18 protein-coding genes are annotated in these 16,330 nt (G+C 34.9%); 17 read left to right on the top strand and 1 reads right to left on the bottom strand.

Going from position 1 to position 16,330, the window contains the following annotated elements; genetic code table 11:
* Positions 1-687: 687 nt before the first annotated feature.
* From rpmH to I5818_RS25865, 11 genes are all read left to right on the top strand, one after another.
* Positions 688-822 (top strand): 50S ribosomal protein L34, encoded by a 135-nt coding sequence (gene rpmH / locus I5818_RS25915; RefSeq protein ID WP_058005146.1) that lies wholly within the window; start codon positions 688-690, stop codon positions 820-822.
* 117 nt (positions 823-939) lie between these two features.
* Positions 940-1,290, top strand: coding sequence for a ribonuclease P protein component (gene rnpA, locus I5818_RS25910; RefSeq protein ID WP_078109464.1), 351 nt, complete (start codon positions 940-942; stop codon positions 1,288-1,290).
* Positions 1,291-1,412: 122 nt separating this feature from the next.
* Complete coding sequence (gene spoIIIJ, locus I5818_RS25905) at positions 1,413-2,186, top strand: YidC family membrane integrase SpoIIIJ (protein ID WP_058005144.1); 774 nt, start codon at positions 1,413-1,415, stop codon at positions 2,184-2,186.
* Positions 2,183-2,818 (top strand): RNA-binding cell elongation regulator Jag/EloR, encoded by a 636-nt coding sequence (gene jag, locus I5818_RS25900; protein ID WP_058005143.1) that lies wholly within the window; start codon positions 2,183-2,185, stop codon positions 2,816-2,818. The genes spoIIIJ and jag overlap by 4 nt, the downstream gene beginning before the upstream one ends.
* Before the next feature lie 289 nt (positions 2,819-3,107).
* Entirely contained in the window at positions 3,108-4,493 is a 1,386-nt protein-coding gene (mnmE, locus tag I5818_RS25895; protein WP_058005142.1) for a tRNA uridine-5-carboxymethylaminomethyl(34) synthesis GTPase MnmE, read from the top strand.
* A gap of 42 nt (positions 4,494-4,535) precedes the next feature.
* Positions 4,536-6,428 carry a tRNA uridine-5-carboxymethylaminomethyl(34) synthesis enzyme MnmG gene (gene mnmG / locus I5818_RS25890; RefSeq protein ID WP_058005141.1) on the top strand — a complete coding sequence of 631 codons (1,893 nt, stop codon included), beginning with the start codon at positions 4,536-4,538 and terminating at the stop codon, positions 6,426-6,428.
* Positions 6,429-6,450: 22 nt separating this feature from the next.
* Positions 6,451-7,167: a 16S rRNA (guanine(527)-N(7))-methyltransferase RsmG gene (rsmG, locus tag I5818_RS25885; protein ID WP_058005140.1), complete on the top strand. Its 717-nt coding sequence runs from the start codon at positions 6,451-6,453 to the stop codon at positions 7,165-7,167.
* 563 nt (positions 7,168-7,730) lie between these two features.
* Positions 7,731-8,582 (top strand): nucleoid occlusion protein, encoded by an 852-nt coding sequence (gene noc / locus I5818_RS25880; RefSeq protein ID WP_058005154.1) that lies wholly within the window; start codon positions 7,731-7,733, stop codon positions 8,580-8,582.
* 332 nt (positions 8,583-8,914) lie between these two features.
* Entirely contained in the window at positions 8,915-9,676 is a 762-nt protein-coding gene (locus tag I5818_RS25875) for a ParA family protein (RefSeq protein ID WP_078109465.1), read from the top strand.
* Positions 9,669-10,523 (top strand): ParB/RepB/Spo0J family partition protein, encoded by an 855-nt coding sequence (locus I5818_RS25870; protein WP_058005138.1) that lies wholly within the window; start codon positions 9,669-9,671, stop codon positions 10,521-10,523. Before I5818_RS25875 ends, I5818_RS25870 begins: the two co-directional genes overlap by 8 nt.
* Before the next feature lie 220 nt (positions 10,524-10,743).
* Positions 10,744-11,460, top strand: a complete 717-nt coding sequence (locus I5818_RS25865) for a DUF554 domain-containing protein (protein ID WP_078109466.1) — start codon at positions 10,744-10,746, stop codon at positions 11,458-11,460.
* Positions 11,461-11,490: 30 nt separating this feature from the next.
* On the opposite strand, the gene yyaC is transcribed toward I5818_RS25865, so the two are convergent.
* Positions 11,491-12,114, bottom strand: a complete 624-nt coding sequence (yyaC, locus tag I5818_RS25860; RefSeq protein ID WP_058005136.1) for a spore protease YyaC — start codon at positions 12,112-12,114, stop codon at positions 11,491-11,493.
* 148 nt (positions 12,115-12,262) lie between these two features.
* Between yyaC and I5818_RS25855 the strand changes: the two genes are divergently transcribed.
* From I5818_RS25855 to rpsR, 6 genes are all read left to right on the top strand, one after another.
* Positions 12,263-13,156: a mechanosensitive ion channel family protein gene (locus tag I5818_RS25855; RefSeq protein WP_390883598.1), complete on the top strand. Its 894-nt coding sequence runs from the start codon at positions 12,263-12,265 to the stop codon at positions 13,154-13,156.
* A 3-nt stretch (positions 13,157-13,159) separates the two neighbouring features.
* The gene (locus I5818_RS25850; RefSeq protein WP_058005135.1) at positions 13,160-13,354 is read left to right on the top strand and encodes a DUF951 domain-containing protein; all 195 of its coding nucleotides are present in this window, start codon (positions 13,160-13,162) and stop codon (positions 13,352-13,354) included.
* A gap of 140 nt (positions 13,355-13,494) precedes the next feature.
* A complete protein-coding gene (gene ychF, locus I5818_RS25845) occupies positions 13,495-14,595 on the top strand; it encodes a redox-regulated ATPase YchF (RefSeq protein WP_058005134.1) in 1,101 nt (366 codons plus the stop codon).
* 277 nt (positions 14,596-14,872) lie between these two features.
* Entirely contained in the window at positions 14,873-15,160 is a 288-nt protein-coding gene (rpsF, locus tag I5818_RS25840; protein ID WP_058005133.1) for a 30S ribosomal protein S6, read from the top strand.
* Between the two features lie 62 nt (positions 15,161-15,222).
* The gene (ssb, locus tag I5818_RS25835) at positions 15,223-15,720 is read left to right on the top strand and encodes a single-stranded DNA-binding protein (protein ID WP_058005132.1); all 498 of its coding nucleotides are present in this window, start codon (positions 15,223-15,225) and stop codon (positions 15,718-15,720) included.
* Between the two features lie 34 nt (positions 15,721-15,754).
* On the top strand, positions 15,755-15,991 hold the full coding sequence (rpsR, locus tag I5818_RS25830; protein WP_058005131.1) for a 30S ribosomal protein S18: 237 nt from the start codon (positions 15,755-15,757) through the stop codon (positions 15,989-15,991).
* The last annotated feature ends 339 nt before the right edge of the window (positions 15,992-16,330 follow it).

Here is a 16,330-nt window from a genome sequence, read left to right as displayed (position 1 = left end):
AACCATACCCTCCTTTTTTATTTAATAATTATTTTAGTAGGCAACGTAACATTGTTACATACGTATTCAGAATCTATATAATAAATTTTACAAAGTCGTCTATTTTAATAGTGTAGCTCAATCATTCCTATAGTGCTGTGGAAAACTTATAATAAGGAAAGAAAATAGATTTCGACAGTATCCACTGATTGTGGACAAGTTTATACATAGCTTGTTTAAAAACTATCCACAAGATATCCACAATTTGTGGATATCTTAGTTATGCACATACATTTATTCAGAGTGAAAACACAATAATCATATCAAATAATTATAGGCGTTGCAACGAAATTTAAAAATTGTCCACAACTCAATGAAACTGAGGAAAAAAATAATCCACAGGCTATTAATTTGTGAAAAACTTGTCAATAATTGTTGTGGATATAAAAATTCGTGTCGATAATTATCCACAAGCTTATTTTTTTCCTTTTAAAATTAATAATATCTGCAATTGGAAAAAGTATTCTCCTATAAGGAGTTGACAATTATAAAAGTTGATATTTATAATTAATAGGACTGTCTTTAACTTATAAGTATTTTTAAAAAATATTGTTGCTTAAAAAGCAATCGGTTATAATTTTTTATAGGTTTAACCACTATTCAAAAACAGTCTACTAATATAAAAGATCCTCGAGGGAGGTGTCATAAATGAAAAGAACATATCAACCAAACGCTCGTAAAAGAAGTAAAGTTCATGGATTCCGCGCACGTATGAGTACAAAAAATGGACGTAAAGTTCTAGCTAACCGTCGTCGTAAGGGAAGAAAAGTATTATCAGCGTAGACCACTGAAACGTCTCAGTGGTTTTTTTTTCATCTTTATTTGGTGGAATGAAAGCATGGGAAAGATTAGTGGAGCTGTGGTACAAGCCACTTCTAACAGTATTGAGAGTGATTACTATTGAAAAAACTATATCGTATTAAAAAAAATGATGAATTCCAAAAGGTATTTAAAAAAGGAAAATCATTTGCAAATCGCCAATTTGTAGTATATGTCCTTAAAAAAGGGGATCAAGACCATTTTCGTATTGGTCTATCTGTCAGTAAAAAGATAGGCAATGCGGTGAAACGAAATGAAATAAAGCGTTATCTTCGACAATCCATCCATGAATTGCATGAATGGATAGAACAAGGTAATGATTATGTGATTATCGCACGGAAACCTGCGGCCGACATGAATTTCCATGAAGTAAAAAAGAGTATTCAACATGTTTTTAAGGTAGCGAAAGTAATTAAAAACCTTAAACAATAAAGGTTCTTCCTTTATATGTTTTTTATGTAAGGAAAAAGGGGTTGTTTATTAAGGATTTAAGCATTTACTTTTTAAACAATCCTCAATTATATAGCTTTTTATATTAAGGGAGGAAACTACGCTTGAAAAAAAGAATATTTCTAATTATCGCAATCGTCGGTTTGATGACGGTACTTGCGGGCTGTACGGAATTTAATAAAGATATTACTCCTGACAGCAAGGGTTTTTGGAATGAATATATTGTATGGCCACTATCATGGGTAATCAAAGAGGTTGCCAAATTATTAGGGAATAGCTATGGACTGTCTATTATAGTCGTTACAATAATCATTCGCCTTATTATTTTGCCATTAATGATTAAGCAAACAAAAAGCTCAAAAGCAATGCAAGTAATCCAACCAGAACTAAAGAAGCTGAAAGAGAAATATAGTTCAAAAGATGCTGTGACACAACAGAAATTACAGCAGGAAACGATGAAGTTATTTCAACAATATGGCGTTAATCCTTTGGCTGGGTGTTTACCATTAATCATTCAAATGCCAATATTAATTGGATTTTATCATGCAATTAATCGGACACCAGCTATTCGTGAATCTATGTTTTTATGGTTTGATCTAGGCTCACCAGATTATATTTTAGCGTTTGTTGCAGGGGTAACCACTTTCCTTCAACAAAAAGTGATGATGGCTGGTCAGGATCAAAACCCGCAAATGGCCATTATGCTTTGGGTTATGCCAGTGATGATTATTGTTATTGGAGTAAGCCTACCTGCTGCATTACCTTTATATTGGGTAGTAGGGAATATCTTTATGATGATTCAAACGTACTTTATTAAAACTCCGGCATTACAGAAAGATACTACAACAGTGGGTAAAGCGAGGGGAGTTAAAAAGTGAAGGAATATACTGCTAAAGGACATAGTGTCGAAGAAGCAGTCGAGTCAGCCTTACGAGAACTAAATGTAACGAAGGAACGTATTGAATATCAAGTAATTGATGAGGGAAAAAAGGGTTTGTTTGGCCTTTTTGGTAGTAAACCTGCTATTGTTCATGTTCAGCTCAAACCTGATCCGATTGAAGAGGCAAAAATCTATCTAGTCGATGTTATAAAAAAAATGGGAATTGATCCTCATATTGAGATTAAAACAGAGGGGAAAATTGCTGAATTTAAAATCACTGGAAAAAATATGGCATTACTTATAGGCAAAAGGGGACAAACGTTAAATTCCTTACAAGTACTTACTCAGTTAATTGCTAATCGTTATACGAATCAATTTATTAATATAGTGTTAGATGCAGAAAATTATCGGGAACGAAGGGAATATGCTCTTATCCAGTTAGCTGAACGATTAGCTGAAAAGGCTGTTTATACAAAACGGCCTGTAACATTGGAGGCGATGCCTTCCTTTGAGAGAAAAATTATTCATAATGCATTATCCCGAAATAAAAAAATTCAAACTCATTCAGAAGGTGAAGAACCAAATCGCTATTTGGTCATTCATCCAGTTGTGAAAAATCCAAGCAATTAGTGCTTGGATTTTTTTGCGTCTGCATGTCAACTAAATGTGTATCCTGTATAGGGCCCGGCACTTTTTTTGATCCCTAATATCGTCTTCATCTATCTATTACCTGCTTTCTTGTTATTCACATGTGGATAAGTTAAAATAAATATCATTAAAAACGAAATTGTGGATAAAACTTTCTGCTTTTTTTAACGTTAAGAATTTGTTATTCTAATATTTTGGGGATAACTATTTCAGTTTTACAACTATTATTTTTTAAATAGATGATTTTAACTAAAGAAGTGAGGTGAAAGTGATGGAATTTGATACTATATCAGCGATCTCAACTCCGATGGGTGAGGGAGCAATAGCGATTGTTCGGCTTAGTGGTGATCAGGCAATTGAAATTACCGATAAATTATTTGTTGGTGTGAGCGGGAAAAAGCTTGAGAATGTGAGCTCCCATACTATTCACTACGGTAAAATAATTGATCCAACTACAGATGAAGTAGTTGAAGAAGTAATGGTAAGTGTAATGAAAGCACCAAAAACATTTACTAGAGAAAATATTGTCGAGATTAACTGCCATGGTGGTTTAGTTTCAGTGAACCGCGTGTTGCAGCTTGTTTTAAGATATGGAGCAAGATTAGCTGAGCCAGGGGAGTTTACGAAAAGAGCCTTTCTAAATGGACGAATTGATTTGTCTCAAGCTGAAGCAGTAATGGATTTAATTCGTGCGAAAACTGATCGTGCGATGAATATGGCATTGGGGCAAATGGAAGGAAGACTATCAAAGTTAATTCAAAAACTACGCCAGGAAATATTAGAAGTAGTTGCTCATGTAGAAGTGAATATCGATTATCCAGAATATGATGATGTAGAAGAAATGAGCCATCGAATGTTAAAGGAAAAGGCAAATTATGTTCGAGATGAATTAAAGAAGCTTCTACAAACAGCAGGTCAAGGAAAGATATTAAGAGAAGGACTTTCTACTGCTATAATCGGTAGACCTAATGTAGGAAAATCCTCCTTATTGAATAGCTTAGTTCAAGAAAATAAAGCTATTGTAACGGATATTCCAGGAACAACTCGTGATGTAATTGAGGAATATGTAAATGTTCGCGGTGTCCCACTCCGCTTAGTAGATACAGCAGGTATTCGTGAAACTGAAGATATTGTTGAGAAAATCGGTGTGGAGCGCTCTAGAAAAGTACTAAAGGAAGCCGATTTAATCCTTCTTGTATTAAATTATGCAGATGATTTAACAAAGGAAGATGAGCAGTTATTTGAAGCGGTAAAAGGAATGGATGTTATTGTTATTATTAATAAAACCGATTTACCGCAAAAAATAGATATGGATAAAGTAAAAGAGCTATCCAATGAACATAAAGTAATTACAACCTCCTTATTAGAGGAAAAGGGTGTTGATGACTTGGAGGAAGCCATCTCATCAATGTATTTTCAAGGTTCAATTGAAGCTTCTGATTTAACGTATATTTCAAATAGCCGCCATATTGCATTAATTGGGCAGGCATTAGATGCGATCGAGGACGTTTTAAGTGGAATAGAATTTGGAACGCCAATTGATATTATTCAAATCGATTTAACACGTACATGGGAGTTGTTAGGTGAAATAATAGGGGATACTGTACAAGAGAGCTTAATCAATCAATTATTTTCACAATTTTGTTTAGGAAAATAAACATACAAATAAACAGTTTTAAAAGGTAAGGAGGGAAATATCATGCAAAAATACGATGCGGGTGAATATGACGTAATCGTCGTCGGTGCCGGTCATGCTGGCTGTGAGGCAGGACTTGCTGCAGCAAGAATGGGTGTCAAAACCTTAATGGTGACCATTAATCTTGATATGGTTGCCTTTATGCCATGTAATCCTTCGGTAGGAGGCCCTGCAAAAGGTGTAGTTGTACGGGAAATAGACGCACTTGGTGGCGAAATGGGGAAAAATATCGATAAAACCTATATTCAAATGAGAATGTTGAATACAGGTAAGGGCCCAGCGGTTCAAGCACTTCGTGCCCAAGCAGATAAGTTCCAATATCAAAATGAAATGAAAAAAACACTTGAGAATGAGCCAAACCTGACATTGCTTCAAGGTATGGTTGAGGAATTAATCGTAGAAGATGGAATTTGCCGTGGTGTTGTTACTAAAACAGGTGCTGTGTATCATTCGAAGACGGTTGTTATAACAACAGGAACGTTTTTACGAGGTGAAATTATTATTGGGGACTTGAAATATTCAAGCGGACCAAATAATCAACAGCCATCTATTAAACTTTCTGAGCACTTGGAAGAACTAGGATTTGAGCTAGTTCGTTTTAAAACTGGGACACCACCAAGAATTAATAGTCATTCAATTGATTATAGTAAGACAGAAATACAACCAGGTGATGAAGTACCTCGAGCGTTCAGCTATGAAACGACAAAATACATTACGGATCAATTACCATGCTGGTTAACATATACAAATGAACAAACCCACCAGATTATCGATCAAAATTTACATCGGTCTCCGATGTTCTCAGGTATGGTAAAAGGAACTGGTGCCCGTTACTGCCCATCTATTGAGGATAAGGTTGTACGTTTTTCTGATAAACCAAGACATCAAATCTTTTTAGAGCCAGAGGGAAGAAATACACAAGAAGTATATGTACAAGGACTTTCAACAAGCCTTCCAGAAGAGGTTCAGCAGAAGATTTTAGCAACAGTTCCTGGCTTAGAGAAAGCACAAATGATGCGTGCTGGATATGCGATTGAATATGATGCCATTGTACCAACACAACTATGGCCAACATTAGAAACGAAAACTGTGAAAAATCTTTTCACTGCAGGCCAAATTAATGGTACTTCTGGATATGAGGAAGCGGCAGGCCAAGGATTAATGGCTGGAATTAATGCTGCAAGAAATGCTCAAGGAAAAGAAGGCGTTATATTAAGTCGATCAGATGGCTATATTGGTGTATTATTAGATGATTTAGTAACGAAAGGAACAAACGAACCTTATCGCTTATTAACTTCTCGTGCTGAATACCGTTTATTACTTCGTCATGATAATGCAGATCTTCGTTTAACAGAGCTAGGCTATCAAATAGGATTAATTAAAGAAGAAAGATATGCAAAATTTATGGAGAAGAAAGAATGCATTGAAGCGGAAATTCAACGTTTACGTTCGATTATTATTAAGCCGAATGAAAAAACACAGGATTTAATTCGTCAAGCGGGTGGAAGTGAATTAAAGGATGGTATCCGTGCTTCAGATTTACTAAAACGACCAGAAATGTCATATGCCCATATTCATGAACTTGTACCTGCAGAAACAACATTACCGCAGGAAGTTACTGAACAAGTAGAAATTCAAATTAAATATGAAGGGTATATTGATAAATCACTTCAACAAGTAGAAAAACTAAAAAAACTAGAAGACAAGAAAATTCCAGAGGATATCGACTACGATGCAATTAATGGAATTGCTACTGAAGCTCGTCAAAAACTAAGTAAGGTACGTCCACTATCAATTGCCCAAGCTTCAAGAATCTCTGGTGTTAACCCATCTGATATATCAATTTTGCTCGTATATATTGAACATGGCAGAATAGCAAAGGTAGCTAAAGAATAATCATTAAGGGTGGACATAAAACATGAATATTGAGCAATTTACAAACCAATTAGAGGAAAAGGGGATTTCCCTTTCCTCTAAACAATTACAACAGTTTGAACGTTATTTTGAACTCTTAGTTGAGTGGAATGAAAAAATGAATTTGACTGCCATTACTGAAAAAAATGATGTCTATTTAAAACACTTTTTTGATTCAATCACTGCAGCTTTTTATGTGAATTTTAATGAACCACTAAAAATCTGTGATGTTGGAGCTGGTGCTGGATTTCCAAGTATTCCACTGAAAATATGTTTTCCTGAAATAAAGGTTACAATAGTAGATTCATTACAAAAGAGAATCTCATTTTTGGATAATTTATCGAAAGAATTAGAATTAAAAGACACCTTCTTCTATCATGATCGAGCAGAAACCTTTGCTCAAAAGAGTGAACATCGTGAACAGTATGATTTAGTGACAGCAAGAGCAGTTGCAAGAATGTCCGTTCTAAGTGAATTATGTATTCCTTTAGTAAAGCAAAATGGTCTCTTTGTGGCTATGAAAGCCGCCAACGCAAACGAAGAGTTACAGGCTGCCTCTAAGGCGCTAAAACTTCTTGGTGCAGAGGTCGAAGCAATACATTCTTTCACATTGCCTTATGAAGAAAGTGAACGTAATATTATAGTAATAAATAAAAATAAGCAAACCCCCAAAAAATACCCACGAAAACCAGGAACACCAAATAAATTGCCATTAGAGTAATATCAACTTCTAATGTTATACGTAATTAAGGCACTTTTTTTAGTATTGTATTATCCTGAGTTTATCAGGTGAGAATGATGGGATTCAATCTGAAAATGGCCTTCCTAGGGGAACAAAGGGGTATACCGATGATTGACATGAGCTCTTTTCTTAATACTTGTTTAACAGTAAAGCTGTTTTCGCATCATTTGTTGCTTTTGTAAAAGCCCAACTACCGGCTGATGGAGATTGAAGCCCTTTTCTCACTAAAATGAAACGTGTAGCAATCCTCAGTCGATATGTATCAGTGATAACTTTACTAGCAACAATGTTTGAGAAAAGAGCCAACAGTAAAGAAAAGGGCTTGTAATAATCATTTTTATAATAGATTTTTAAAGAAATGTTGACAGAAAGATAGAATCATCCTGTTTTTTTGAGTAATTTCTACGAAAAACATTATTATATTTATTATTTCTTGTTTAATCATGTAGGAAAAACTCGAAAAATTACAAATGTAAATGCAGGAACTTGTCTTATAATATAGAATAAGTAGGTAGGGAGTTTCGTAAAGGTGGTGTCAGATGATGAAGCATCCTTTCTCTCGTTTCTTTGGTGTGGGCGAAAAAGTGGAAGAGGCGGAAAGGGAAATCATAAGTGAAAATGAGGAAGTTAGGAAAATACCAACTTCTTGCATAGTTCCCAATCGTTTTCAGCCAAGGACCATATTTGATGATAATAAAATTGAAGAGTTGGCAAGAACCATCCATACACATGGAATTATTCAGCCAATTGTTGTACGAGAGTATAGTACCAATCAATTTGAAATAATTGCAGGTGAACGCAGATTTAGAGCTGTTCAAAAGTTAGGTTGGGATAAGGTCCCTGCTATTATTAAAAACTTTAATGATACAGAAACGGCTTCTGTTGCATTAATTGAAAATCTTCAGCGAGAAGAGCTATCTCCGATTGAGGAAGCAGTTGCCTATGGAAAGCTTTTGGAATTACATAATCTTACGCAAGAAGCATTGGCACAAAGGCTTGGAAAAGGTCAATCGACCGTTGCTAATAAGCTTCGTTTACTTAAGCTTCCACAGGAAGTACAAGACGCACTTTTACAAAAATTAATTACAGAGCGTCATGCTCGTGCACTTATTCCTTTAAAAGAACCAGAAAAGCAAATTAAGCTTTTAGCTGAAATTATCGAAAAAAACCTCAATGTGAAACAAACCGAAGATTATGTTGTTAGGTTATTAAATAAATCAGAACGAAAAGCAAAACCACGTCGCCAAGCATTTAGTAAAGATATGAGGATTGCTGTAAATACAATCCGTCAATCTTTAACAATGGTCGCTGACAATGGCATTAAGTTAGATTCTGAAGAAGAAGAATTTGATGAATACTATCAAATTACAATAAAGATTCCTAAGAAAAAATAAAAATGCTAGATTAAGAGAAGCTTGTATGCAAGTTTCTCTTTTTTTCTATAAGCTCTTTCTCAAATATTATGGCTAATAAATATAGGGTAAAGACATCAGCCCGCCTAAATTTACTAAGGATAAAAGCAGCAAAACTTCAAAAAAACGATTCGAAAACAATCCTTTCTAAAAATTGAAAATAACCCTGTAAGTATATCCAGATATTTTCGTTTCTTCTACTAAAAATTAGAAAATGAATTTTTTTACATAAAACTAAACCTTCTATATGAAACTTTGATAAAATAGAAAATATGATTGCTAATTTATTAGGAAGTTGAAGGTGGGTGACACGCTTGGGCAAAATTATTTCAATTGCCAACCAAAAAGGTGGGGTCGGGAAGACGACTACCTCTGTCAACTTGGGTGCCTGCTTAGCTTATATCGGTAAAAAAGTATTGCTAGTTGATATTGACCCACAGGGAAATGCAACGAGCGGAGCAGGCATTGATAAAGGTGAAGTCCAACAATGTATTTATGATGTACTTGTAGATGATGTTGATATAAAAGATGTAATTAAGCCAACTGAGGTTGAACGATTATATTCAGTTCCAGCCACTATTCAATTAGCAGGGGCAGAAATTGAATTAGTTCCAACTATTTCAAGGGAAGTTAGATTAAAGCGTGCGTTAGAAACGATTAAAGAGGAGTATGATTTTATTATTATAGACTGTCCTCCATCTTTAGGATTATTAACAATTAATGCACTCACTGCATCTGACGCTGTCCTTATTCCTGTACAATGTGAGTATTATGCATTAGAAGGTTTGAGTCAGCTTTTAAATACCGTTCGATTGGTACAAAAACACTTAAATCACGATTTAATGATAGATGGTGTCCTTCTTACGATGCTTGATGCGAGAACCAACTTAGGAATCCAAGTAATTGATGAAGTGAAGAAATATTTCCAAGATAAAGTGTATCGGACGATTATTCCTCGCAATGTACGATTAAGTGAAGCACCCAGTCATGGTGAACCAATTATCATTTATGATTCAAAATCAAGAGGAGCGGAAGTTTACTTAGATTTAGCAAAGGAAGTGGTGGTAAATGGCTAAAGGTCTTGGGAAAGGCATTAATGCACTATTTGCTAATGTTGATGTTTCTAATGATGAAACTGTAAAAGAGGTTAAATTAAAGGAATTACGACCGAATCCTTATCAGCCAAGAAAAGTATTCCAATCAGAGGCAATCGAAGAATTAAAGGTTTCAATTATTGAGCATGGAATTCTTCAGCCGATTATTGTTCGAAAAAGTATTAAAGGTTATGAAATTGTTGCGGGAGAAAGGCGTTTTCGTGCAGCTAAGGAAGCAAAGCTTGATATGGTTCCGGTGGTTGTTAGGGAATTAACTGAGCAACAAATGATGGAATTTGCTGTCCTTGAAAACCTTCAGCGTGAGGATTTAACGCCAATTGAAGAGGCGAATGCTTATCAAATGCTGATAGAGAAGCTACATTTAACCCAAGAGGAGCTCTCTAAACGTTTAGGAAAAAGCAGACCACATATTGCGAATCACCTACGGCTTCTTGCTCTTCCTGAAAAAGTCCAAGATCTGATAACTGCTGGAAAGATATCCATGGGCCATGGACGTGCGCTTTTAGGGTTAAAAAATAAGGATAAATACCAAGCTGTTGTAGAAAAGATTATAAAAGATGGCTTAAATGTTCGACAGTTAGAAAAGCTTGTTCAGCAATTAAATGAGGATGTTCCACGTGAAACAAAAAAAGTAAAAGAAGAAAAAAATGTGTTTATCCGTGAGACAGAAAATGTTTTACGAGAAAAACTAGGAACAACTGTTTTAATTAAAAGAACAAAGAAAAAGGGGAAAATTGAAATTGAATTTTTCTCTGATGAAGATTTAGAAAGAATACTAGCCGTTTTAGATAAAAATAATGATGAATGATAGACCATCTATGTAGATGGTTTATTTTTTAATCCTTTTATACAGGTCGTTTTTATAAAGTTTGTTGCCTTTGTAAAAGACCAACTGCCAGCTTTAACACCTTATAAAGGATTCAGCAGTATTATAGGCTTTCAGCTCTGTTCTCCGTAAAATAAAGAAGGTAGCAGTCTTCAACCGATAGTTATTAGTGAAACTTTAAAAATTGTGAATAGGTGATATCGTGGTTTTATTAGGGACAATTGTAAATGCATTGTGTATTATTATTGGTTCACTGTTAGGCAAATTATTACATAGAATTCCAGAAAAAATGAAAGGCACGGTAATGCATGCAATCGGCCTTGCAGTAATTGTATTAGGGTTGCAAATGGGAATAAAAAGTGAACATTTCCTTATAGTCATTTTAAGTTTAGTATTTGGTGCAATTATTGGAGAGGCATTGGCATTAGAAGACAAATTAAATCAATTAGGTTATTGGCTTGAAAAAATGATTGGGGCCAAAGGGCAAGGAAATATTTCAGAAGGTTTTGTTAACTCTACGCTCATTTTTGTTGTAGGTGCTATGGCTATAATTGGTGCATTGGATAGTGGAATCCGTGGAGATCATAATGTTTTATTTACGAAAGCAATTATTGATGGTTTCACAGCATTAATTTTAACAACTACACTGGGGATTGGTGTGATTTTCTCAGCAATTCCAGTGTTGATCTATCAAGGGATTATTGCTATATTCGCCACACAAATTGATCGGATTGTTCCAGATGATTTAATGAATTCATTCATTGTTGAAATGACATCAACAGGAGGAATTATGATTGTGGCAATCGGCCTTAACATTACAGGATTAATAAAAATTAGAGTTGCAAATCTATTACCGGGTATACTCGCTGTGGCCATCATCGTTACACTGATATATTTTTATCAAATATTAATAATATAGTAGGGGAGTGTCATATCTTCCCCTGTTATTTTAAATGGTACTTTCTTGATTATTATTCCAGTTTGCTTCCTGTAGGGATAAATAATGATCGTACGAACGACTTGCGCGATAAATACCACCCGCAATTGTCCTTGCCATTTTTACCACTAAGTTTAGACGTGTATTTTGAAGGACAAAGAACTCCATAAATCCACTTACATTAACAATCCCTGTTATATGCATATCACCAACATAAGGCAATTCCTTTTTCACTCCTGCACCAGGTTTAATCGGTCCATCAATGATTTGGATCATTCCTACACTCTTAAGTTTACCTAGACATGCATCGATGGCAATAACAAAGGGATTATCATGTACTTCATAGATCATTTTAATTTTTTCTTCCAGGTTTACTGCATGGACAGGTTCATCTAGTGTTCCATAAACTGTGAAAATACTCGGCCCTTTTTCTTGTAAAAACGTTCCGGTGAGTGGTCCTAATGAATCTCCAGTTGATCGATCGGTACCTATACAAACAATAATTAATGGTTGATTATTCTTCTTCGGTAGCATAGATAATAGTTGGGATGAAATAATATCCTTAGCCATCCGTTCATCATAGGGTATTTTCTTTTCTTCTTGATTGTATTCAAATATCCTTTTTCCAAGATTCATTCGTTCCACTCCTCATCAATGGTATTATCAGTATACGGACGAAAGCTTTTTTCTATACATAAATGGAGACAGTTTTAGGGAAAATAAAAAATTAACCCTTTATAATAATTGGATAGGATCATTTTTTCTATATAGGCTGGTGAAAGAATTGAATAATATGGAGAAGTCCACTGAAAAAGTGGTTGATAAACTATTTAATGAAGAAATGTGGATGAATATAGGGGAAACAGTATTAAAAATTTTTATCATCTTGGTTGTCTCTTCTCTTATTGTTAGAATTGGAAAGATAATGATCCGCAATGTTTTTAAGATGAGAGCTAAATCACCCATCCGTATTTCAGAACGCAGGGAAAATACTCTATTAAAGCTCTTAGAAAATATGCTAACGTATTTAATATATTTCATTTCATTAATAACGATCCTTTCAACTTTAAATGTAGATGTAAAAGGACTTTTAGCAGGTGCGGGAATTGTAGGGTTAGCAGTAGGGTTTGGAGCACAAAGTCTCGTTCGAGATATTATTTCAGGTTTTTTTATCATCTTTGAGGATCAATTTTCAGTAGGGGATTATGTAGGCATTGGAAAGTTCACTGGTACGGTAGAGGAAATAGGACTTCGTACGACAAAGATAAAAAGCTGGACAGGTGAAATTCATATTCTTCCGAATGGAAATATAACTGAGGTAACGAACTATTCGATAAATAATAGTATTGCTGTGGTAGATATTAATATTCCTTATGATGAGAACATTAGTAAGGCAGAAGATGTAATTGAAAATCTTTTAGAAGGACTTCAGGATAAGTATGAAGAAATGATTAGTAAACCAGAATTATTAGGTGTTCAAGGATTAGGAACTTCAGATTTAAAATTACGGATCATTTCAGAAACAAAACCAATGATGCATTGGCATATTGCAAGAGTGATAAGAAAGGAAATTAAACTAACACTGGATCATTATGGTATTAAGGCACCATTTCCTAAGTTAGTCATGTATTCACGTAATGGTGAAGAAATGATGAATGAACAATTTGGGAGGGAATAATATATGGAAAAAGAATTTGGAATGAATGATATAGTAGAAATGAAAAAACAACATCCTTGTGGAACCAACCGTTGGAAAATAATACGTATGGGTATGGATATTCGAATCAAATGCGAGGGCTGTGGACATAGTGTAATGATCCCCAGAAGAGAATTTGCGAGAAAAATGAAAAAGGTATTAGTGAAGCATGAAGAATAAATTCATGCTTCTTTTATTGGGATGTGGGCTAATCAAGGCGCTTGCGCTTTTCTATGATAATTCATATAATTGAGCAAGGTATGTTTACGATAGATGAGATAACAATAATTTTAATAGATATTTTAGAGGAGTGACCGAATATGGCGCTTACAGCCGGAATTGTAGGATTGCCGAACGTTGGGAAATCTACATTATTTAATGCGATAACAAAAGCTGGAGCAGAATCTGCAAACTATCCTTTCTGTACTATTGATCCGAATGTTGGGATCGTAGAGGTTCCAGATGAACGTTTAAATAAATTAACTGAACTTGTTCAACCGAAAAAAACTGTACCTACAGCATTTGAATTTACAGATATTGCTGGGATCGTTAAAGGTGCAAGTAAAGGGGAAGGATTAGGAAATAAATTCCTCTCCCATATTCGCCAAGTGGATGCAATTTGTCATGTTGTTCGCTGTTTTGCTGATGGAAATATCACACATGTATCCGGTAAGGTAGATCCGATTGACGATATCGAAACTATCAATCTTGAGTTGATTCTTGCCGATTTGGAAACTGTTGATAAACGAATTGGCCGTGTAGAAAAACTTGCAAAGCAAAAGGATAAAGAAGCATTAGCAGAATATGAAGTGCTAGCTAAATTAAAAGAAGCGCTTGAATCTGATCAACCAGCTCGTTCAGTAGAATTTACTGAAGAAAAATTAAAGCTTGTAAAAGGACTTCACTTATTAACAAGTAAGCCAATTTTATATGTAGCAAATGTTGGCGAAGATGAGGTTGCAGACCCTTCTAATAATGAATATGTTCAAAAAGTACGTGAATATGCAACCAATGAGGGTGCAGAAGTTATTGTGGTTTGTGCTAAAATTGAAGAGGAAATAGCTGAGCTTGATGAGGATGAAAAGGCAATGTTCTTATCAGAGCTAGGAATTCAAGAATCTGGCTTAGATCAATTAATTAAAGCTGCATATAGTTTACTTGGACTAGCTACTTATTTTACTGCAGGTGTTCAAGAGGTTCGAGCTTGGACTTTTAGAAAGGGAATGAAAGCTCCGCAATGTGCAGGTATTATACATTCAGACTTTGAAAAGGGCTTTATCCGTGCAGAAACAGTTTCATATGATGATTTAATGGCTGGTGGTTCTATGACTGCAGCAAAAGAAGCTGGGAAGGTTCGTCTTGAAGGGAAAGAATACCTTGTTCAAGATGGAGATGTTATGCACTTTAGATTTAATGTTTGATTTTATTTAAAAGGCAGTACGATACATCGTACTGCCTTTTTTGGTATTGATTTATTTTTTTATAAATTATATCTTTAATCTTTGCATAGAACGTATATTCGTGTTAATGTAATGGTAATAGTATAACTGCATACGCTTTTTGTAAAAAATATCTATCCCATTGCAACATAGCAGTGATTATGCTATAATTTCTTATTGTGAGTAATGACCGTAAATATACATTGCTCCTTGCCCTTTATAGAAAGGGCCGCATAGTCCATAAGGAGGTGACAGAAAGATGAAAAAGTACGAAGTTATGTACATTATCCGACCAAATATTGAGGATGAAGCTAAAAAAGCTGTAGTTGAACGTTTTGATAACATTCTAACAACTCAAGGTGCGGAAATCATCGAATCTAAAGACTGGGGTAAGCGTCGTCTTGCATATGAAATTGAAGACTTCCGTGATGGTTTCTACCGTCTAGTTACTGTTAATGCTAACCCAGAAGCGGTTCAAGAATTTGACCGTCTTGCTAAGATTAGTGGCGATATTATCCGTCACATCATCGTAAAAGAAGAAGAATAATTTAAATAGTTGCTATGTTTCACATGGAACATAGCTTTGAATAAGGGAAGGAGTTGATTCTGATGATGAACCGAGTAGTATTAGTAGGTCGCTTAACGAAAGATCCTGATTTACGATATACTCCGAGTGGGGCTGCAGTTGCTACATTTACTCTTGCTGTTAATCGTACATTTACGAATCAACAAGGTGAAAGAGAGGCAGATTTTATTAATTGCGTAGTGTGGCGCAAACCTGCAGAAAATGTTGCTAACTTCTTGAAAAAGGGAAGTTTAGCGGGTGTTGATGGACGTTTGCAAACTCGTAATTATGAAGGTCAAGATGGAAAACGTGTCTATGTTACTGAAGTTGTGGCAGAAAGCGTTCAATTCTTAGAGCCAAGAAATTCTGGACAACCTCGTACTGGTAATAATGATTTTTATGGCGGAAGCCAGGGAAATCAGGGTAACCCGTTTAGTCAAAATCAGAATCAACGAAATCAAGGATATACACGAGTAGATGAAGATCCATTCTCAAATGATGGGCAACCAATTGATATTTCAGATGACGATCTTCCATTCTAAAGTGATCTAAATGAAGGAAATGGAGGGAAATAACATGGCAGGTGGACGCAGAGGCGGACGTAAACGTCGTAAAGTGTGTTACTTCACATCAAACGGTATCACACACATCGACTATAAAGATGTAGATCTTTTGAAAAAGTTTATTTCTGAACGTGGAAAGATTCTTCCACGTCGTGTAACTGGAACAAGCGCTAAATACCAACGTAAATTAACGATTGCTATTAAACGCGCTCGTACTATGGCTTTATTACCATATGTATCTGGTGAATAATATTAAATAGTAATTAAAAGCACAGTGAAGATAAATCTTACTGTGCTTTTTTGTATTCATTTTTACATTTAGAATATAACTGATTAGTGCACTACTTTAAAGAATTAACCTTGTTGCATAATAGTTATAATTGATACGACTTTTCCCAGCTATCACTATTAATGATAGTAAATTATTTTTAGAAAGAAAAAAGCCCAATTTCTCAATTCTTAATTTTCACACTGAGAAATTGGGCTTTATATTATTGCAATTTCCTTTTTGTTGTAAATTCCCATTTTCCTGATGATATCCCGAGAAGGAAAAGAAAAATCCTTCTCTCTCTAATAATTAGAACATCAG

The organism is Heyndrickxia oleronia (genome assembly GCF_017809215.1).
Classification (GTDB): Bacteria; Bacillota; Bacilli; order Bacillales; family Bacillaceae_C; genus Heyndrickxia; species Heyndrickxia oleronia.
The sequence above is the reverse complement of the archived record's forward strand: the minus strand, read 5'-3'. Positions and strand labels throughout refer to the sequence as shown.